This window comes from Amycolatopsis sp. WAC 01375 (genome assembly GCF_003947325.1).
GTDB lineage: Bacteria > Actinomycetota > Actinomycetes > Mycobacteriales > Pseudonocardiaceae > Amycolatopsis.
In genome coordinates, this window is sequence record NZ_QHHW01000048.1 from 70,752 (window position 1) to 90,667 (window position 19,916).

Annotated in this window: 14 protein-coding genes; 6 read left to right on the forward strand and 8 right to left on the reverse strand. The window is 67.8% G+C overall.

The features are described from left to right. The first annotated feature begins 27 nt into the window (after window positions 1-27). From DL991_RS32530 to DL991_RS32540, 3 genes are all read left to right on the forward strand, one after another. The gene (locus DL991_RS32530) at window positions 28-1,410 is read left to right on the forward strand and encodes an alpha/beta hydrolase (protein WP_158634486.1); all 1,383 of its coding nucleotides are present in this window, start codon (window positions 28-30) and stop codon (window positions 1,408-1,410) included. Next, window positions 1,389-1,961, forward strand: a complete 573-nt coding sequence (locus DL991_RS32535) for a flavin reductase family protein (protein ID WP_125788180.1) — start codon at window positions 1,389-1,391, stop codon at window positions 1,959-1,961. Before DL991_RS32530 ends, DL991_RS32535 begins: the two co-directional genes overlap by 22 nt. Window positions 1,962-2,267: 306 nt before the next feature. After that, entirely contained in the window at window positions 2,268-5,306 is a 3,039-nt protein-coding gene (locus DL991_RS32540; RefSeq protein ID WP_125788181.1) for a tetratricopeptide repeat protein, read from the forward strand. A 953-nt stretch (window positions 5,307-6,259) separates the two neighbouring features. Here DL991_RS32540 and DL991_RS32545 read toward each other — a convergent pair. Beyond that, on the reverse strand, window positions 6,260-7,561 hold the full coding sequence (locus tag DL991_RS32545; protein WP_125788182.1) for an MFS transporter: 1,302 nt from the start codon (window positions 7,559-7,561) through the stop codon (window positions 6,260-6,262). Beyond that, complete coding sequence (locus DL991_RS32550) at window positions 7,558-8,919, reverse strand: M20/M25/M40 family metallo-hydrolase (RefSeq protein WP_233599134.1); 1,362 nt, start codon at window positions 8,917-8,919, stop codon at window positions 7,558-7,560. Before DL991_RS32550 ends, DL991_RS32545 begins: the two co-directional genes overlap by 4 nt. Window positions 8,920-8,965: 46 nt before the next feature. Here DL991_RS32550 and DL991_RS32555 point away from each other — a divergent pair, with 46 nt between their 5' ends. Further along, a complete protein-coding gene (locus tag DL991_RS32555) occupies window positions 8,966-9,508 on the forward strand; it encodes a winged helix-turn-helix domain-containing protein (RefSeq protein ID WP_125788183.1) in 543 nt (180 codons plus the stop codon). Window positions 9,509-9,927: 419 nt separating this feature from the next. Here the strand turns inward: DL991_RS32555 and DL991_RS43900 are convergent, their stop codons facing one another. Next, entirely contained in the window at window positions 9,928-10,788 is an 861-nt protein-coding gene (locus DL991_RS43900) for a helix-turn-helix domain-containing protein (protein WP_158634488.1), read from the reverse strand. Window positions 10,789-10,871: 83 nt separating this feature from the next. On the opposite strand from DL991_RS43900, the gene DL991_RS32565 reads away from it, so the two are divergent. Beyond that, the gene (locus tag DL991_RS32565; protein WP_125788185.1) at window positions 10,872-11,783 is read left to right on the forward strand and encodes a phytanoyl-CoA dioxygenase family protein; all 912 of its coding nucleotides are present in this window, start codon (window positions 10,872-10,874) and stop codon (window positions 11,781-11,783) included. On the opposite strand, the gene DL991_RS32570 is transcribed toward DL991_RS32565, so the two are convergent. From DL991_RS32570 to DL991_RS32590, 5 genes are read right to left on the reverse strand one after another with little or no spacing between them, the layout of a single operon-like run. Next, window positions 11,784-13,577 (reverse strand): bifunctional UDP-sugar hydrolase/5'-nucleotidase, encoded by a 1,794-nt coding sequence (locus DL991_RS32570; protein WP_125788186.1) that lies wholly within the window; start codon window positions 13,575-13,577, stop codon window positions 11,784-11,786. Between the two features lie 11 nt (window positions 13,578-13,588). Beyond that, entirely contained in the window at window positions 13,589-14,929 is a 1,341-nt protein-coding gene (locus DL991_RS32575; protein WP_125788187.1) for an ABC transporter substrate-binding protein, read from the reverse strand. 17 nt (window positions 14,930-14,946) lie between these two features. Next, complete coding sequence (locus DL991_RS32580) at window positions 14,947-15,783, reverse strand: carbohydrate ABC transporter permease (protein ID WP_125788188.1); 837 nt, start codon at window positions 15,781-15,783, stop codon at window positions 14,947-14,949. Window positions 15,784-15,795: 12 nt separating this feature from the next. After that, on the reverse strand, window positions 15,796-16,746 hold the full coding sequence (locus DL991_RS32585) for a carbohydrate ABC transporter permease (RefSeq protein ID WP_233599135.1): 951 nt from the start codon (window positions 16,744-16,746) through the stop codon (window positions 15,796-15,798). Between the two features lie 22 nt (window positions 16,747-16,768). Beyond that, a complete protein-coding gene (locus DL991_RS32590) occupies window positions 16,769-18,076 on the reverse strand; it encodes a glycoside hydrolase family 36 protein (RefSeq protein WP_125788189.1) in 1,308 nt (435 codons plus the stop codon). 128 nt (window positions 18,077-18,204) lie between these two features. Between DL991_RS32590 and DL991_RS32595 the strand changes: the two genes are divergently transcribed. After that, window positions 18,205-19,887 carry a beta-N-acetylhexosaminidase gene (locus DL991_RS32595; RefSeq protein WP_158634489.1) on the forward strand — a complete coding sequence of 561 codons (1,683 nt, stop codon included), beginning with the start codon at window positions 18,205-18,207 and terminating at the stop codon, window positions 19,885-19,887. Window positions 19,888-19,916 lie beyond the last annotated feature (29 nt).

Below are 19,916 nucleotides of genomic sequence, written 5' to 3' on the forward strand. Positions count from 1 at the left end.
CCGCTTCCGGATCGCGCACCAGATATCGTGCGTGGTCTACCCCGCCCTTTCGCCAAGGCTCAGCTCGACGGCTTCGAACCGGCGTTCGCGCTGGACGCCCGCGGCAGACCAGTGGTGAGCACCGACGCGTGGTCGGGGCGACATCTCGCGGTACCGGAAACCACCGGCTGGCGGCAGCTAACCAGCGGAAGTTGCTGGTATCGGCGTCCGCAATGGACGGATTCCGACCTGACCTGTGAGGTCTTCGACGATCCGGCCGGTGAATCGGGCAGGCTGCTCCGGGTGCCGACCGACGGCACGCCGCTTCGGGCCGCGCCGGAGGCACGGACCTTCCGGCGCAATCCCGACCTTCCCGGCAGAGTCGCGGTGCTCAGCAAGAATGGGTGGAGCCGCGTGGTGCTCTGTCATGAGGACGGCCGAACTCCGGCGCGCCTCGACAACGTGGTCGAACTGGGTCCTTGGCTCAGCCGTGACGAGTTGCTCGTGACCAGGGAGCACTGGCCGTCCCGGCAGCTCTTCCGCTGGGACGTGACGACGGGAGCGGTGAGGGCGGCGCTGGAAGGTGCGGACCTCGTTGTATCCGGTGTCCGTCGAGTTGGCGACGTGATCGGCCTCTGCTGGACCTCCACCGAGCAGCCGAGGCGGCTCGAACTCGTGGCGGTGGACCGGATCTGCCAGGCAGCGCGCCTGTCCGTTGCCCCCGGCTCGTGTCAGATACCTACGCCCGCGCGGGCGGTCGTGATCGACGGGCCCGCGTGTCGCCTGCCTTGCCTGTGGTACGAGCCGGACCAGCCGCCGCGGGGCACCATTGTGCTCATGCACGGCGGACCGAACGGGATGAACGTGGCGACGTGGTCTCCGTTCGCCGACTCACTGGTCCTCGCCGGCTGGCGGGTCGTGCTGCCGAACCTGCGCGGCAGCGGCGTACTCGATCCGTCGCTGCGTCCGCCGCGCCCGGTTCGCTACGGTGACGACGATGTCGCGGATGTACTCGCGGTCGTCCGCCGGTTCGCCATCGGCCCAGTCGTGCTCGGCGGTCGCAGCTACGGTGGCTACCTCGCCGCCCGCACCGCGGCCGAGTCCGCCGCGATCAAGGCGGTCTTCCTGCTCGGCGGGTTCTTCGCGACGACCGACCTCGACGGAGCGGTACACCCCGGCGTCGCCGCATTCCTCGGCGCACCTGGCACCCAGTTCGCGCCAAACCGCCCTCCGGCCGCGGTACCACACTTCGTCGCACACGGGCGAAGCGACCAGCGCATCCCGGTCGAGGCGGTGACCCGACACGCGGATCGGCTCGCGTCGGGCTCCGAGGTCGTGGTGCTAGCCGGCGAAGGACACGGGGTGCGCACCGACGCCGGCGCACGCCGGGTCTTTCCCGCACTCCTGCGATGGCTGGACGGCGCCGGGTGAGCGGGCGAGCACACGCGTCCGCGCGCCCCGCACCAGTCGAGCCCGAACGGTTTCGTCAAATCGCCGGGTATTTCGTCACCGGCGTGACGGTGCTCTGCACGATCGTCCGCGGCGAACCCCGCGTGATGACCGCGAACTCATTTCTCCCGGTATCGCTCGAACCGCCCCTGGTTCTGGTGTCAGTGCGCGCGGGCAGCCGATGGCTGGCCGATGTCGCCCCCGGTACCGGGTTCGCGATCAGCGTGCTGTCCGACGCGCAACAACCCGACTCGCGGCGGTTCGCCAGCCCGGACCGCCTCCGAGACGAGCGGTCACTGGCCGGGATCACTTGGCAGCCCGCTCTGTGCACTGGTTCACCCGTGCTCTCGGCCAGTGTGGCCTATTTCGACTGCGTGGTGGACTCGTTGGTACCCGCGGGCGATCACGTGCTGGTCGTTGCCGGCGTGCGGGCGCTCGGCGATCTGCGCGACGAGGTGTCGCCGCTGGTGTTCTGGCGTGGCCGGTACTGGAACGGGCCTTCGGCCGAGGTAGCTCCGATATCGGTTCGATAGCGGCCTGTTCCAGGATGCGGTGGTTCGTCAATGACACGATCTGGGAGGTACCGGTCATGCGAATCGCACGATTGAGAGCATTCTTCGCCGCGCTTGCGGTCATCGGAGCCCTCGCGGTTCCTGCGGTGATGTCCGCGGGTTCCGCGAGTGAAACGGCCAACCTGGCCTCGATGTGCTGGTTGAATCACTGCTGAGGTTCGGGGACGGTACTGCCGTGGGCCCCGGGGCCTGCGGCAGTGCACCCGGTCGGCCTAATAGCGCCGGACCAGACTCGCAAGCCATGCTCGGTATTGAATACTGGGGTGCATGGGGGATAACGCGCAGGCGGGTGTCGCCGAGTTCCGATTGCTGGGGCCGCTCGAGGTGGTCCTCGAGGGCGAGCGGTGCCATCTTGGCGGTGGCAGACAAGACAAGTTGCTCGCCGCACTGTTGCTCGCCGGCGGAGGTGTACTCACCACCTCGAACCTGATCGACGTGCTCTGGGAGGACGCTCCGCCAGACACCGCGCGGCGACAGGTACACAACGCCATCGCGGCCCTGCGCAAGCATCTTGGCCCGGCCCGGTCACTGGTAGTCACGGACGGCGCACACTATCGCGTGGACATCGCGAAGGATCGTGTCGACGCACACCGATTCGCATATGCACACACAGAGGCTCGCAAAGCATCATCACAGGGCGAGCGAATAGCGGCCATCGCCCAGCTTCAGGCAGCGCTGGGTCTTTGGCGAGGTCCAGCACTGGCCGGCCTCGGCGGGCGATTCATCGACGCGGCTGCCGCCCGGCTGAACGAGCAGCGGCTGGAAGCCAGGGAACTGCTGGTCGATCTCCGGCTGGATTGCGGAGAAGCAGACACGCTGATCTCCGAACTCACCGAACTGACCACGGCGAATCCGCTCCGTGAGAGATTCAACTACCAGCTGATCCTGGCGCTTTATCGCTGCCGCAGGCAGTCGGAGGCATTGGCCCTCTACGAACGCACTCGGGCAAGGCTGGCCAACGAACTCGGAGTCGACCCGGGACCGGAACTGCGTGACCTGCATCAGCGGATGTTGCGCGGCGATCCGGGGCTGGAGCCGCCAGCCCCGTCGACGGCCCACCGCCGACCGGCTCCCTACTTCGACGCGATCCGGCCGTGCGTACTGCCGCACGACATCGCGGACTTCACCGGCCGGAGCGCAGAGATCGATCGACTGCTCGCGGCGGAGGGATCGGCCGACGACACCGCGCTCGTCATCACCGCCGTCGACGGCATGGCCGGCGTCGGCAAGACCACCGTCGCCGTCCGTGTCGCGCACCATTTGGCCGACCGGTATCCCGACGGACAGCTATTCGTCGACCTACACGGCTACACCCCCGGTGAACATCCCCTGGAGATCGGTGCGGCGCTGGATCTGTTGCTGCGCAGCATCGGCCTGCCACCCGAACAGGTGCCACACGACGTGGAATCGAAGGTCGCCAGGTGGCGCTCCGAGCTGGCGGGCCGTCGGATGATCATCGTGCTGGACAACGCCGCGAACGCCGCACAGGTGCGTGCCCTGCTTCCCGGCTCACCAGGTGCGCAGGCGATCATCACCAGCAGACGTCGGCTGTCCACTTTGGAGGGATCGACACCGGTTCCGCTCGAGCCGATGCCGGAGAACGAGGCGATCGAACTGTTCCGCAGAATCGCCGGGCAGGACCGAGTCGACCACGAGCCGGATCAGCTCCGCATCGTCGTAGCCCAGTGTGGCCGTCTGCCGCTCGCCATCCGGATCGCCGCGTCCCGGCTGCGCCACCGTCCGATGTGGACTATTGAATATCTTTCGAGCAGGCTGGCCAACGAACGAAGACGACTCGCCGAACTGTCCACGGCAGACCAGAGCGTGCGGGCCGCGTTCACCGTCTCCTATCGGCACCTCACCGATCACCAGCGACGACTCTACCGGTTGCTCGGGCTCCATCCTGGGTCAGATTTCGACTCCGGCGCCGCAGCGACGCTGTTGAACGCACCTTCCCAGGATGTGGAGGCACTACTGGAGGAGTTACTCGACGTGCATCTACTGACCCAGCACAAACCCGGCCGATACCACTTTCACGACCTGGTTCGTCAGCATGCACAGGAAGTGGCAGAGGAAGAGGAGTCGCAGGCCGAGCGGCGATCCGCGATCGAGCGACTCACCACTCACTATGTCGAACTGGCCACCTCGGCGGAGAAGGTATTAGGGCAAGCGAAAAGTCTGCTCGCCGCGGAACATCGGAACCTGGTTGCGATCGCCGGCGGCGCACTCGCCGCCGGTTTACTCAACCAAGCTCGCCTCCTACCGCTGACAGTAGGCCCGTTGTTGCTGCGGAATGGGTATCTCGACGACGCGCTGGACATCTACGCGCATGGACTGGACGCCGCGCGAGAGGGCGGGCACCGGGCCGCTGAGGCGACACTGCGGTGCAACCTCGGCGTCGCCCTGCTCGGCATCGGCCGCTACGAGGAAGCCGAGCGCGGGCTGCGGGAGGCGCTCGCCATCGCCAGGGAACTCGGTGACTCGGACGGCGAAGCGAGCACGCTTCGACATGTCGGCACCATATACATCCGGCTCGGCCGGTACGACGAGGCGATCGCGACCCTGCGAACGGCACTCGATGCGCTCGATGAGGCCGCGGCTCCGTTCGACCGGGCGTCGGTGCTGGCAAATCTCGGTGTGGCGCTCACCAAGACCGGCCGGTACGACGAGGCTGCGGAATACCACCTGCACGCGCTCGGCATGATCTCCGGCCAGGACAACCACTATGCCGAGGCGATGGGTCTGCTCAATGTCGGGTGGACATACACCTTGATCGGTAAGCTCGCAGTGGCGCGGAGACACCTTCTGGATGCGCTCGCACTCACCCGGCGGATCGGCGCGAAGGAAGCCGAAGCGCGGAGCCTGTACATTCTCGCGGATTGCCTGCGCCGCAACGGTGACACCAACGAAGCACTGGAACGGGGTCGCGAATCCCTTGTGATCGCGCGCACTATCCGCGACCGGGACGTCGAGAGTCAGGCAATGAACGTCCTCGGGGAGATCCACGAAGAGTCACGCGATCTCGAATCTGCGGCTGAGTGTTTTCGGCACGCGCTGCGGCTCATCAGGGAAAGCGGGCAGACCTACAAAGCCGCCCAGTCATACCAGGGGCTCGGCAGGATCTCCGTGAAACAGGGCGACCCTGCCGAGGCTCTGTCCTACTGGCAACGCGCGCTGGTCATCGCCACCGACGCGAACCTGCCGGAGCGAGCAGAAATCGAGGAATACGTGGCTGCCCTCCGAGCCGACGCGGTGTCGAGAGGTAGTGACCGGACGATCACTACAACCGTGGGCCCGCGCCGGTAAACTGGCCCGCACCACGGGCCGAGGCACCTTATTTGGCCAGAATCCGTCCGCGCGATCGCCACGGACGCCTTCGCCTGTGCCGCGAGTCCAGGCCGCGGCCAGCCGAACTATTCGAGCAAGCGGTGACGGCGTACCGCGCCCTAGATGACCTGCTGGGTGTGTGCTCCGCGTCGCCGATTCGCGGAGATCTACGACCAGGCACTGCGGGCTGCCATGGCTCGCGGCTCCGCCCCCGTGTTCGCTGTCGTCGCGGATGGGCTGGCCGGGCGCAGGCTGACCGAGCTGGCGGGCACCGAAATCAGGCCTGACGTCACCAACGACCTGACGATCCTGCGACACGTGCTCATGAGCGCCGACCAGCGATGGCTCTCGCTCTCCCGTCCGACGGGAACCGGCGTGAGGGAGCTGCCGCCCGAGACCACACGCGCGGAACGTATCGCCCGGCTGGTGGGCATGCTCGCCATCAAGGCTGCGCGCATGAACCGGCGAGAACGGCCATCGAGGACCTGCTGGCCGCGGTCTACCCGCCGCAGGAGGACGACGGCGATGAACCGCTGTCCTATCTTCCGGCAACGTGCGAAGTACTCCAGCTGGCGTTCGACCCGGTGCGGCCCAAACTCCTCCACCGGGCCTGGCGAGACGAGGACGGGGAGGCCACCTGGAGACCGTGAGGCTGTCTCAGGACTGCGCAAAACTGCTGGAGTTGCTGCTGGAGTCGGTATCCGCAGGTCAGGCGCGCCATTTCACCAATGTGCATCCTGCTGGAGCCGCCCCGGGACGCGGACCCAGACAACACGCTGGCGCTTCATCGTTAGGCGGAGCTATGGTCCGTCGCATGAATACGCATCCTGTGCAGGGATGCAACGAACATGTTCGATTCCCCCCTCGGACACCCACCGCCGACCGCGACCGCTTTCACCGCGTGATATGCGGTGAAAGCTCCCTTCGCCACGTCAGACGCGGCGAAGGCCCCCTTCGGCTCCCTCAAGACTGGACGACGGAGCGGATTGCCGGTATCGGCGGGCGAGCACCACGCAGATACCGCTGAGCAGGGCGAGCGCGGTGATCCAGTAGCTGGGCGCGAGGGTGGATCCAGTGACCGCGATCAGCAGGGTGATGGCCAGCGGGGTGACGCCGCCGAAGAGGATGACGCCGAGGTTGTAGCTGATCGACAGCCCCGTTCCCCTGCCGCTGACAGGGAACATTTCGGCCATGGCCGCGGGCAGCGGCCCGGCGTACCAAGCTTTGACCAGGCCCATCAGCGCCAAGGCCGTCACCAGGGTGACCATCGCCGGTGCGGCGCGGATGAGCAGGAACAGCGGAAGGCTGATGAGCGCGATCACGGCGGCGGCCGCGGTGAGCATCCGGGCCCTCCCGATCCTGTCGGAGAGGTGACCGGCTACGGGTGTGAGCACGGTGAGGACGACACCGGTCACGAAGGTCGCGGTGAAACTCGTCGACGGGGACATGCCGAGGTGCCGGATGGCGAACGTCGGCATGTAGGTGATCAGGTAGGAGAACCCCGTCGAGACCGCGATCATGCCCATGACCAGCAGCACCCGTGTCTTGTGGTGCCGCATGAGGTGCACCAGTGGGCGCGGCGGCCCGGAGTCCGGCTTGGCGCGTGCGGCGATGAACTCCGGCGAGTCGCGCAGCCGGGTACGGATGAAGTAGCCGGCCGGGCCGAGGAGCAGGGCGACCGCGAACGGGATCCGCCATCCCCACGCGTCGAACTGCGCCGGGCTCAGGAACCCACTCGTGGTCGCGAGCAAGCCGGTCGCGAGCAGGACCGCGAACGCCTGGCTGGCGGTTTGCCAGCTCCCCATGAAGCCACGCCGCCCGGCGTGACTCTCGACGAGCAGTGCGGTGGCGGAGCCGAACTCACCGCCGGCGGAGAATCCTTGGAGCACCAGCGCGAGGAGCATCCCGATCGGCGCGAGCACGCCGATCGTCCCGTAGTCGGGCAGGATCACGATCAGGAACGAGCCGAGGGTCATCAGCCGGATCGCCACGGTCAAGGCCGCCAGCCGTCCGGCCCGGTCGGCGTAGACACCGAGCACCACCGCGCCGATCGGCCGGGCCAGGTAGGCGGCCACCGCCGTACCCAGTGCCAACATCAACGAGGTCACCGGATCGGCCGAAGGAAAGAACTGCCGCGCGATGACGTCGGCGACCAGTGCGTAGGCGGTGAAGCTCAGCCATTCCAGCATGTTCCCGGTCGAGGCCGCCGCGACGAGGCGCACTGTCGCGTTCATCGTCGGCCGATGCTGGAGAGGACACTGGCCGCGGTCACGATGCCCTGGTGGAACCGATGGAGTTCGAGGTTCTCGTTCGGCGCGTGGTTACGCTCGTCGACATTCGCCAGCGCGATGCCGTAGCAGGGCAGGGCCAGCCCATCGGTGAGCGCCGCGATCGGCAGGCTGCCGCCCATCGCCGGGACCGCCAAAGCCTGCTTCCCGTGTGCCTCGGTCACCCCACGCAGCACGAGGTCGGCATAAGGCGCGTCCGGCAAGGTTCGGGACGCCTCCATGGTCGCCCCGAACCGCAGCTCGGCGTGCGGCAGGTGCTTGCCGACGTGTGCGCGGACAGCGTCGATGACCGTCTCCACCCGCTGGCCACAGGCCAGCCGCATATCGCACCGGGCGACCGCGACCGACGGGATGACCGTGCGGTGCTCGTCGTTGTCCATGCAGGTCAACGAGTTGATGCTGAATGTTGGCATCGCGAGTCGTTCGTTGACGTCCTGGCCGCGACCGGTGTCCATCCGGTCCAGCCCGGCTTCCGCCAGCATCGCGGCCGGGTCGATCGGCAGTGCCCGCACCGCGTCGAGTTCGGCGTCGGTCAAGGGCGTCACGCCCGCGTCGTAACCGTCGACGGTCACCTGGCCGTCGGGTCCGCGCATGGTCGACAGCAGCCAGATCAGCTCCCAGGCGGGATTCGGCGCGACATTGCCCCAGTTTCCCGAATGCAGCGCGCTGTTCGCGCCACGCACGGTGATCTCGAAGGCCACGACGCCACGCACGCCGAGCGCGACCGTCGGCTCGTAACTGTCATGCACCGGACCGTCGCTCCACACCGCGAGATCGGCGGCCAAGTCCTCCCGCATCGCCACCAGGGTGCCGGTCAGATGCGGGCTGCCGATCTCCTCCTCGCCGTCGAGCACCACGGTCACCGAGCACGGCGGTCCCCCATGGATGTCGCGCAGTGCCCGGAGAGCGAGGAGCTGAGCGAGGTGTTGACCTTTGTTGTCGCCGGTGCCGCGCCCGTACATCCGGCCCTCGCGGACAATCGCCTCGAACGGCGGGCTGTGCCATTCCTCCAGCGGTCCCGCCGGCTGGACGTCGTAGTGCCCGTAGATCACCACATGCGGGGTGTCCGCCGGACCCGCCACGTGCCCGACGACCAGCGGCCAGCCGCCGGTCTCCACTACCCGTGAGCTGAGCCCGCTGCGTTCCAGCAACTCCCGCGCGTACGGCGTGGCCTGTTCCATGCCCTCGCCCGTGGCGCTCACGCTGGGCACCGCGATCCAGTCCGCGAGTTCCTGTTCGTGCCGCAGCCGGTGCCGCCGCACGTATTCCCTGACCGAGTCCACGTCGACTCCCATCGATTTCATCGAGTGAAATTGATTTTGAGTATGGGAACCGATTACAGTCCTGTCAATGGCCGGACAGATCGAGCCCCCAGCCGCGACGCCGGAAGAACTGCGTGCGCTCTCCCACCCGCTGAGCTGGCGCATCCTGCGGTTGTGCCTGGACAGGGCATGGACCAACCAGCAACTCGCCGAACGCCTCGACGTCGCACCGGCCACACTGCTGCGCAGGCTGCGGATACTGACTTCAACGGGATTTGTCGTGGCCGAGGAGCCACGGCGAGGACCTAAAGGTGCCTGGGAACATCCCTACCGGGCGACCAAGAAAACCTGGCGTCTCAACCTCGAGCCGGGGAGCGACCGTCACCTCACGGCCAAAGTCGACCTCGCCATCCTGGACGCACACCGGGCGGAGATCAGCGAGAACGACCCTTCAGTCCCCCAGCACACCCGCCGGGCGGTTCTGCGGCTGGATGCCCGCGACCAAGCGGAGCTGAACAGCAGGGTCGACGCGCTCCTCGACGAGTTCGCCGGGCGAGAGAAATCGGACCAGGCACCCATCGCCATCCTGTGGAACGCCGTCGAACGCCACGAGCCTCCCGGACTGCCGTGATGGCCACGTCGAAGGCGCCCGGCCAGCCCCGTGAGACGGTGCGCCGCCGATTACGCCTTGCCGGACTCGGCACTGTCCGGACTTGATCGGCCAGGGTGGTCGTCGGTGGCAGGTCAGGCGGCTGTGGGTTGTCTATCTACGTACGGTTTCGCAAGGGGTCGTGAGTGGCGGCTCGGCACCGGTGAGGTGCAACGCGTCAGCGGGCCGGTTCACGCTCTCGCGGCGCGGGAACCGCCGGCTCCGTGCTTCAGCGCGCCCACCCGCTCGACAATGCTTGCTCACCAAGCACTTCCTGGGTCAGCATCAACGCGATGCGATAGCTCCGCAATGCCTCGCCGAGCGGCTGGTCCATGAGTCCCCTAGTGGTCTCCTGCCTGACGGGGTCGGTGTTGGGGACGCCCGCACTGATTCCGCACACGTCAGTCCCAGCCGGGAACCTCGCCGTTGTGCCGGTAGCTGCTCGGCGGCAGGCCGAACTCGCGGCGGAACGCGCGGCTGAAGTGGAACTGGTCGACGTAGCCGACGGTGCCGGCGACCGCGGCGACGGACATTCCCGTGCCGGTCAGCAGCCGAGCCGCGCGGTGCAAGCGGCGGGTGCGCACCTCCTGCATGGGGCTGTGGCCGGTGGCCCTCACGTAGAGGTGGCTGAAGTGCGACGGTGACAGCCCGGCGGTGGCGGCGAGCGAGTTCAGGGTGTGCGGCGCCTCCGGTGTCTCGGCAATGAGCTGCCGCACGCGGGCGATGCGCGGGTCAGGGCCCGGCGGCGCGGCGGGAGCGCCGGCGAGGTCGGCCAGGCGCACGATCTCCTCGAGCACGCACATGGCGAGGGCCTGCTGTTCGGGGCGGGTGGCGAAGGCCGGGAGGTGGACCGGCGACGGCGGGATGTGATCACCGGTGAGCCGGGCGTAACGCCGGAGCCGGTCGAAGGCGGCGTCGATGGCCTCCGCGGCGCCACTCGCCGCCGGCGTCAGATGGCGACTCGCCCCGAGCCAGTTTCCTTGTGGTGCGCGGAAATGTGCCCACAGCAGCGACCATTCCGCGGCGTCGGGTGCGACTCCATAGGTGTGCCGCACGCCGGGTTCGATCAGCACGAGCCGCCCCGCGCTGGTGGTCAGAGCCGTGTCCCCGTGGTGCACGACGCCGCGCCCCCGCGTTGTCCACATGAGCAGCCAGCTCGGTGAGCCGGTCGGCCGGATCGCCTCAAGGCGCTTGGTGAAGGTGCTCTCGCCGACGACGAGCAACCCGGCCGGAGGCGAGGGCGTCACAGCAGGATCTGTCATCTTCCCGGCAGGTTCAGCCATGTCCGCGATGCCCCGCCCTTCCTACAGTCGAATACGTCGAGACCCCACCGCGGAGGCAGAACATGAAGCAGTTGATCGATTCCAGCGACATCGCCGACGACGTCGCGGCGCTACGGGAGCGCATGTCCGAGGACGGCTACCTCTACTTCCCCCGCCTGCTGCCCAGCGACTACGTCACCGGTATTCGCGCCGACATCGCGGCCGTGCTCCACGACAGCAGGTGGCTGGCCTCCGGCACCGAGCCGCACGAGCTGCGGGCGTCCGACCGGGCGGTCGAGGAGGGCAAGTCCACCTTCTTCGGCATGTACTCCGCCGTGCAGGCGACGCAGTCCTTCCACGAGCTCAGCGAACGGGAGGAGCTGCGCGGCCTGGCTCAGCGGCTGCTCGGCGAGGAGGTCTTCTGCCACCCGATGCACATCGCCCGCATCACGGCGCCGACGCCGCGGGCCACACCCACACCCGCTCACCAGGACTACCGCCTCATCCAGGGCGCGGTCGACACCCTGACCATGTGGATCCCCCTCGCCGACTGTCCCTCCGACGCAGGCGGGCTCGAGGTCCTCGCCGGGTCGCACAAGCTTGGCGTGCTCGGTGTGTCCCGGGCGGAAGGCCCCGGCGGGGTCACCGCGCAGGTGACGGGCAGTGGCGTGGACGACTGGCGCAGCACCCACTTCGGCCAGGGGGACGTGCTCATGTTCACCAGCCTCACCGTGCACGGGGCCCGCCCCAACCTCAGCGACCGGCTGCGGTTGTCGGCGGACATCCGGTGGCAGGCGAGGTCGGAACCGGCCGCCTTCATCGACGGCTACGAGCCGTTCCGGCCGCACTTCCACCCCGACGTGCCCGACTGGCCCACCCTGGCCCGTGGCTGGACCTCGACGACCAGCATCGAGATCCCGGAGGGACTGACCTATGTCCGCAAGTTCGACTCGATGAGCGAACACGTGCCAACCCCTCCGTCCCGGTTCAGGTGACTACGCAGGCCGGTTTCCCGGTGCGGGCCGGACCCGGTCGAGCTTCGGCGGCCGGACCGGCGACCTCGCCTCCAGGTACTTCCAAAGCGCGTCCGCACCGGAGTAGATGCTCCGATCCTGGTTCCTGGCTTCAAAAAGCGCCGTGAACCCGGGTGTGGCGTTGCGGGCGAAGAAGTTGTTGGCCAGAGTCGCGATCCGGTACTCGCGGTCGGCCTTCACCGGCTTCCCGTTGATCCGGATCTTCTTGATGTCGACGTGCTGCCCGAGCGGGGCGTCGGGGTCGTAGGTATAGGAAACGTTGCCGGAAACGGCCATGTGCCGATACGTCACGACACCGTCGGCCCCTCGCTGCCATTGGCTCTCGATCAGCTCGTCGAGTTTCTTGCCGGTCACCGTCCCGCGCACGACGGCCGGGCCGATGCCGTTCTCGTAAACTGTGCCGAAGACCAGCTCGGAGAACAGCACCCGTCCCGGTGCGTCCGCGGGATTGGCTGGATTGGGAGCGAAAGGTATGTCGCGCAACAAGATTCCCGGCATCGCGACCGCGAGGTCGGCCTGTCCGTCCCTGTTGGCCGCCCAGAGGAACGCATCGGCGGTGGTGTTGCCGAGCGTGGACTCCTCGTCGGTGCCGGAGGTGCGGGTGAGATCGCCGGCGACTGTGGCGACCTGCTGGTTACCCCGCGCCGGGAGCCGGTCCTTCCAGTACTTCGCCATCCGCTGCACCTCGGGATCCGGTGCGACATCACGGGTGTTGGCGTGGCTGACCGACTTCGTCCGGTCTCGGCGGACATCGCCGGTCGCCGGGTCCAGCTCCAGGTTGATCTCGTTGATCAGCCTGCCGTGGTTCGCCGCATCCACCACCGGGCGGGGATTGCCGGCCGGGTCGGGCAGCATGCAGTTCACCAGCGCGTGCCAGTGCCCGCCGACGATGGCGTCCACCGCCGGGCTGATCTGCTTGTTCATGTCGGCGAGCGGGCCGAACGGTGCGGTGCAGTCGTTGTACCCCGCCCCGTTCGCTTGCGAGAACCCTTCGTGCACAACGGCGACGATGGCCTGGACGCCCCGACCGCGCAGCTCCTCGGCGTAGCGGTTGATCGTCTCCGCCTCGGGCAGGAACTTCAGTTCGCTCGGCCAGTAGGAGAGCTGCTCTTCCGGCGTGTGGGTGGTCGTGGCGTGGATGAATCCCACCGGGAGCGTCCCACCGCGACCGTCGTCGACCTGCCGCACGTGGTACGGCTTGACCAGCGGCCGTCCGGTGGCCTCGTTGATCACGTTCGCGGAGTAGTAGTCGAAGTCCGCGCCCTGGAAGCGTTTCCCGGTCGAGTCGGTGAAGCAGAGGTCGCGGTCGGGGCGGCCCTGACAGGTGCCCTCCATCATATGCTCGAGGTAGGCCGGTTTCCGGTCGATCTCGTGGTTGCCCACGGTGGAGAACTCGACGCCGATCTTGTTCATGTACTCGATCGTCGGCTCGTTCCAGAACCACGCGGTCTCCGACGGCCAGCCGGAGAAGTCGTCGCCCGCGGAGAACAGTACGGAGTTCTCCGGTGCGCGCAGCCGGTCGAGGTGCGAGGCGAGATACGCCCCGCCACCGACGGTTTTCGCGGGCTCACCGGCACGCGAGCCGGGCACGGTCGTGGTGTACTCGCCGAAGTAGCCGTGCAGGTCGGTGATCGACAGCAGCTGCACGGGCACCCCGGGCGCGGGCTCGGCCGTCGCGGCCGGTGCCAGTGAGACGGCCAGCGACGCGGCGGTGGCGATCGCCGCCGCTCGCCATCTCTTGGGTGATGCGGACATGGCAGACCTCCTTACTTCTCGGGTTTGAGCAGGGCGTTGCCCTGTTTGACAGCCTCCCCCGCCGCGTCGGGGACATTGACCGATCCGAGGTACATGTCGTTGAAGATCTGGTTGATTTTGGGTTCCGCCGCGGCGAAGCCGGACACGATCGGGAAGTTCACCGTCTTGCCGCGCGCCTCGTCCAGGAACGGCTGGGTGTCGATGCCCTTGGCCTTCCAGTGCTCGACGTAGCGCGGGGCGAGGTCGTTGATGGCAGGGAAGACATAGCCGCCCTCGGCCATGATCGCCTGCGCCTGCGGGGTGGCCAGGAACGACACGAGCTGCTTGGCCTGGTCGGGATGCTCGGTGCGGGAGTAGACCGCCTCGCCGAGGCCGTTGATGATCACGACGCGGCCCGCCTTGCCCGCGGGAAGCGATGTGGTGCCGATCGGGAAGGTCGAGTTGGGGGCGACGAAGGGCAGCAGCGCGTTGTTGGCCGGGAAGACCGCGACCTCGCCGCGCTGGAACATCTCGGTCGCCCGGCCCGCGGGCGGGTTGGTCTGCTCGGCGGGCGGGGACACGTGCCACTTCTTGATCAGGTCGACGCCCCATTGCAACGCCTCGACCGAAGCGGGCTCGTTGAAGTTGAACGTGCCGTAGGGCTTGGTGATCGTCGTGCCGCCGTTGCTCGGGATCCAGTTCAGCCACTGGGTGCCCGAGTGGTTCCAGGAGGCGAAGCCCCACCGCTTGACCTTGGCCGGATCGAAGCCGGCTTCATTGGGGTGCTTGCCGTTCACGTCGACGGTGAGCTTCTGCATCAGCGGCAGGAACGTCCCGGATCCGTCGGGCGCCCAGGTCAGCGGCTCGGTGGGCATCACGACGCCGGCCTCGGCGAAGACCTGTTTGTTGTAGAGCATCCCCGGTACGCCCCAGTCCTTGGGGACGGCGTACATCTTTCCCTTGTAGGTAAAGGAATCCACCACGTTGGGGTGGTACTTGTCCTTGGCGAGGCCGGACTGCTCCAGGGCGGCGGAGACGTCCATCAACGCGCCCTGCGTTGCCAGTTCGGGGAAGTTCGCGGGCGTCATCCAGAACACGTCGGGCGCGGTGCCGGAGACCATCTCGGTGACGAGCTTGGTCCAGTACTGGTCGTAGGGCTGAAGCTCGATCTTGACGTCGATGTCGGGGTACTGGGCCTTGAACGCCTCGAAGACCTTCTCGTAGCCCTTCTGCTGCTGCTCGTCCCAGATTCGGTAGGTCAGTGTCGTCTTGCCGTTGCTGTCGCCGCTGCCGCCGCAGGCGGCGACCAGCCCGACCAGTGCGCCGACTGTCAGCGCGCTGAGCATCTTCCGCCGGAAAGCCGAGAGTTTCATGGGGACACTCCTTTGTGTCACTTGAGTCCGGTCAGTGCGACCGACCGGACGATGTAGCGCTGGAAGAAGACGAAGACGAGCAGCATCGGCAGCAGCGTGAGCAGGCTGCCTGCCATCATCCGGGTGTAGTCGATGCCGATCTCCGAGCGCAGGGCGGCGATCGCGACGGTGACCACGCGGGTGTCCTCGCTGCTGGTGATGATCAGCGGCCACAGGAAGTTGTTCCAGGACGAGATCACCGTGACGATCGCCAGCGTGGCCAGGATCGGCCTGCTCAGCGGCAGGATGATCCGCCACAGGATGGTCAGGTGCCCCGCGCCGTCCACCCGCGCGGCCTCCTCGATCTCGCGCGGGATGCTGCGGAAGAACTGGCGCATCAGGAAAATCCCGTACGGCGTGCCGAAGACGTACGGCGCGACGAGCCCGTACCAGCTGTTCACCAGGTCCAGCTCACGCATGATCAGGAACAGCGGGATCAGGGTCACCACGTTGGGCACCATAAGGGTGGCCAGGTACAGCCAGAACAGCGAGTTGCGGCCCCGGAAGTCCAAGCGCGCGAACGCGTACGCCGCCAGTGTGGTGAAGATCAGCTGCCCCACGGTGAGGATGGTGACGAAGATGAAGGTGTTGAGGATGGATTGCGCGAAGTCCGAGCTCAGCAGCGTGCCGAGGTTCTCCAGCGTCGGCGAGGACGGCGGCGCCCACGGTGCCGCCTCGAAGAGCTCACCGCGCGGTTTCAACGCGGTCGAGACGATCAGCCAGTACGGGAAGACCGACATGGCCGCCCCGATGATCAGCGTCGCGTAGAGGGCGGCGCGGCGGGATGGCCGCCGTCGCCGGGTGGTCGTGGTCACGGTCGGCCCCTCTCAGGTCAGGTCGTAGGTCGTGGTGCGGTTGAAGTACCGGACCTGCGCCATGGTGACCGCGAGGATGATCAGGAACAGCACCATCGCGATGGCGGAGGCGTAGCCGAAATCGAACTGCCGGAACGCGGTCTGGTAGATCGTGTAGTTGATGACCTCGGTGCTGTTGCCAGGACCGCCGTTGGTCATCACGAAAACGGTGTCGAAGACCTGGAACGAGCCGATCACGTTGGTGACAAGGACAAAGAACAGCGTCGGGCGCAACAGCGGCAGTGTGATCGCGAAGAACTGCCGGACCGGCGACGCCCCGTCCAGCGTGGCCGCCTCGTAGAAGTCCTTCGGGATGGACTGCAACCCGGCGAGGAAGAACAGCATGTTGTAGCCCGCGAACTGCCACACCTGCGTCGCCGCTACCGAGGGCAGCGCGAGGCCGGCCGAGGACAGCCAGCTCGGTCCGCCGATCCCGAAGATCTCCAGGAAGGAGTTGACCGCGCCGTTGGCCGGATCGAAGATCCAGCCCCACACCAGGCCCATCACCACCGGCGTCGCCATCCAGGGCAGGACGAACATCGCGCGAAAGATCTTCACGCCGCGCACTCGCTGGTTGAGCAGCAGCGCGAGCAACAGGGCCAGCACCGTCTGCACCGGGATGGTCAGGACCACGTAGGCGATGGTCACCAGCAGCGAGTGGCCGATCCCGCCGTCGGCGAAGAGCCGCTCGTAGTTGGCCAGCCCGACGAACTCCGGCTCGGCCAGCAGCTTCCAGTCGAACAGGCTCAGCCCGGCGACGATCAGTACTGGCAGCAAAAGGAACGCGACGACGCCGAACAGGCTCGGGGCCACAAAGGCATATGCCGTCAGGGTTTCCCGCGCCCGCCGACGACGTCCCCGTGGCGGCACCGGCCGGGTCGAGACCGGTGGCGGCGGGGTCGGCACCGTGAGGACCTGAGCCATGGCGGACTCCCTTCCGGAGAGATCAGGCAGGACCGGTTGACGGCGTGAGCAGCTCGCGAGTGCGCGCGGCTCCCCACTCGTCGAGATCGGCGAGGCGATCGCTCGAACACCTCCACCCACCGCTGGAGGCCACGTGATCCGCCCAGCCTGCGCGGTCTTCCACGCTTGGAGACACCAGCAGGCAGTCGGGATCGTTGACCCATAACCGGCCGTGCATGAACTCCCGCGCGGCACCGGCCAGCCGCGCGCCGAGCTGCGAGGGCTGGCTGACGTCCCCGGACTTGGGTTCGACGGCGATCGCGGTGTCCGGGCTGACCCGCATGGCGTCGACGAGTCCCACACTGGGCAGCATCGGTGCGCCGCAACCGAGAACGGTCGAGTCCGGCCCGACCGCCTCGCGGATGATCCGCATCCCCGCCACGTAGGCGTCGTGCCCCGACACGTCGGCGTGCCGCCGGCCGGGGTGTGCTCCGGCGTAGATGTAGTCGATCTTGAAGAACGAAAACCCGGTCGCCACAAGGGATCTGAACACGCCGCCCAGATGCTCCGCCGCGCCAGGGTGCGTCACGTCGAGCACCGCGATGTCCCGGTCCCACTCGCGCATCGCGGGCGTGCCCCGCACCAGCCAGTCCGGATGCTCGGTCGCCACCCGGCTGTCGGCGGCGACGAAGAACGGCGTCAGCCAGATGCCCGCGCGCCGCCCGGTGTCGGCGACGCGTTTCGCCACTCCTTCAAGGGAGCCGAAGCCCGGCCGGATGTCGAGCCAGTCCCCGATCGCGCTCTGGTAGCCGTCGTCGAGCTGGATGATCTCCAGCGGCAGCTCCAGTCGTTCGGCGTGCACCAGGGTGTCGGCGATGTCCTGCTCGGTGACCTTGTTCCAGTGCCCGTACCAGCTGCTCCACCCCGGACCGAGCGGACGGACCGCCGTCACGCCACCGACGGCCGCCACCTCCTCGGCCCAGGCGACGAGTGCGCGCGGGAGGTCGGCGTGCTCGGTCTCCCGGACAGCGCCCAGGCTGGAGACGACGAGCCGGTCCCCGAGCGCCTGCACGCGGATGGAGGGGACTTCGGCGGAGTGATCCACCGCGGACCACGACCGCACCGGGCCGCCGTCGCCAGGGTCGATCACGACAAGTCCCTCGCCCTGGAATCCGGACTCCGGCATCGGCCGGTCGAAGCGGAAGCAGCTCGCCGCGATCTGCGCCGAGGACGGCCGGGGAGAGGTCGCGTCACCCGGGTAGGTGCCGGTGGGGCTCCAGGACTGCCAGCCCTGCTCGAAGACGCGCGCCCGAGCCGGCACGCAGGCAACCTCGGCGATCGGAAGGTACATCGGCGTCCCTTCGTGGTGGGTTTTGTTCTTTTATGTGCATAGTAGCTATCAAATGAGCACTATATGCGTTCTCTAAACGATGAATGAACAGAAAGAAACATGTGCACGCATACAGGGAGGCAGCGACCATGAGCCACGACGACGCGCGAGAGCGGGCGGCACACCTCATCCCCCAACCGCACTCGGTGCTGCTCGGCGCGGGGGTGTTCCAGCTTCCGGCCGAACTCCCGGTGCGCCTTGACGTGCCGGCGGAGGAACGGGCGGCGGTCCTGCGGGCGATCGCGCTGCTGCCCATGGCCGGCAAGGTTGTCACCGATCCCGCGGGTCTGCGGGTGCTGCTTCGCGCGGGCGCGACCCCTCCTGAGGGTTACGTGCTCGACGTGACCGAGGCCGGAGTGACCATCACCGCGGCGGACCATTCCGGTGTCGTGTATGCCGTGCAGACCCTGCGCCAGCTCCTTCCCGACGCCGCTTACCGGCAGGCCGCGCCGTCGGACGTCCGGTGGGTCGCACCGGTCGTCCGTGTCGAGGACAGCCCACGATTCCGCTGGCGCGGAATGCTCCTCGACGTCGCCCGGCACTTCCTGCCCAAGCGGGAGGTGTTGCGCCACATCGACCTGATGAGCGCGCACAAGCTGAACACCTTGCACCTGCACCTCAGCGACGACCAGGGCTGGCGGGTGGAGAGCCTTCGCTTCCCGCGCCTGCACGAGGTCGGCAGCTGGCGGGCGACGAGCCAGGTCAGCCACTACTCCGACGAGGTCGTCCACGACGGCACACCGCACGGCGGCTACTACACCCGCGACGACCTCGCCGAGATCGTCGCCTACGCGGCGGATCGCGCGATCACGGTCGTCCCGGAGATCGGCGTTCCCGGCCACACCGGCGCCTTGCTGGCCGCCTACCCGGAGTTCGGGTCCCCGTCCGTGCCGGATCGCGCGGTGCACCCGAACTGGGGTGTGCACGACGCGCTCCTGGCTCCGTCGGAGCGGTCCCTGGAGTTCCTGCGCCTCCTGTTCGACGAGCTGCTCCCGCTGTTCCCTTCCCCTTACGTGCACGTGGGTGGCGACGAGTCGGTCCTGCGGGCGTGGGACGACGACCCGGTGGTGCGTGCGTTCGCCGACAAGCGGAGGCTTTCCGGAAGCGCCGAGATCTTCGCCGCCCTGATGGCCGAAGTGCGGCAGATGCTGGCCGATCACGGCAAAACACCGGTCACGTGGGACGACAGCTTTGCCGCGCAAGGAAGCGCCGCCGACGCGGAGTCGACCACCACGCTGGTCATGGCGTGGCGTGGCGCGGAGGTCGCCCGCCGGGCGGCGGCGGCCGGGCACGACGTCGTGCTCTCGCCGGTCATGCCGACCTACTTCGACTACTTCCAGGAGGCCCACCCCGACGAGCCGCTCGCGATCGGCGGCCCGGTCACCCTCGACGACGTCGCCTCGTGGGAGCCGATCCCGCAGGACTGGTCCGAGGCCGAAAGTGCTCGTGTGCAAGGGATCCAGTGTCAGATGTGGACCGAGTTCGTCAAGGACCCACGACTGGTCGACTACCTTCTGTACCCGCGAACGTGTGCCTTCGCGGAGATCGCTTGGGGCTCCCGCACGCAGGATCTCCACCGGCGGCTGCCCCGCCACCTCGACCGGCTGGCGGCGGCCGGAGTCGAGTTCCGCCCGCTGACCGGCCCGGCGCCGTGGCAGCGCGGCGGCACCGGCAGGCGAGCCCATCGCGCCGGGGTCCCGATGGCCGAGCGCCTCGCGAAGTACGCCGACGCGGCCGCGACCGGAACCGTGGCGGATAGTCCTGATGTGTAACGAATCCCGCACGCCGTGACGGTGCACAG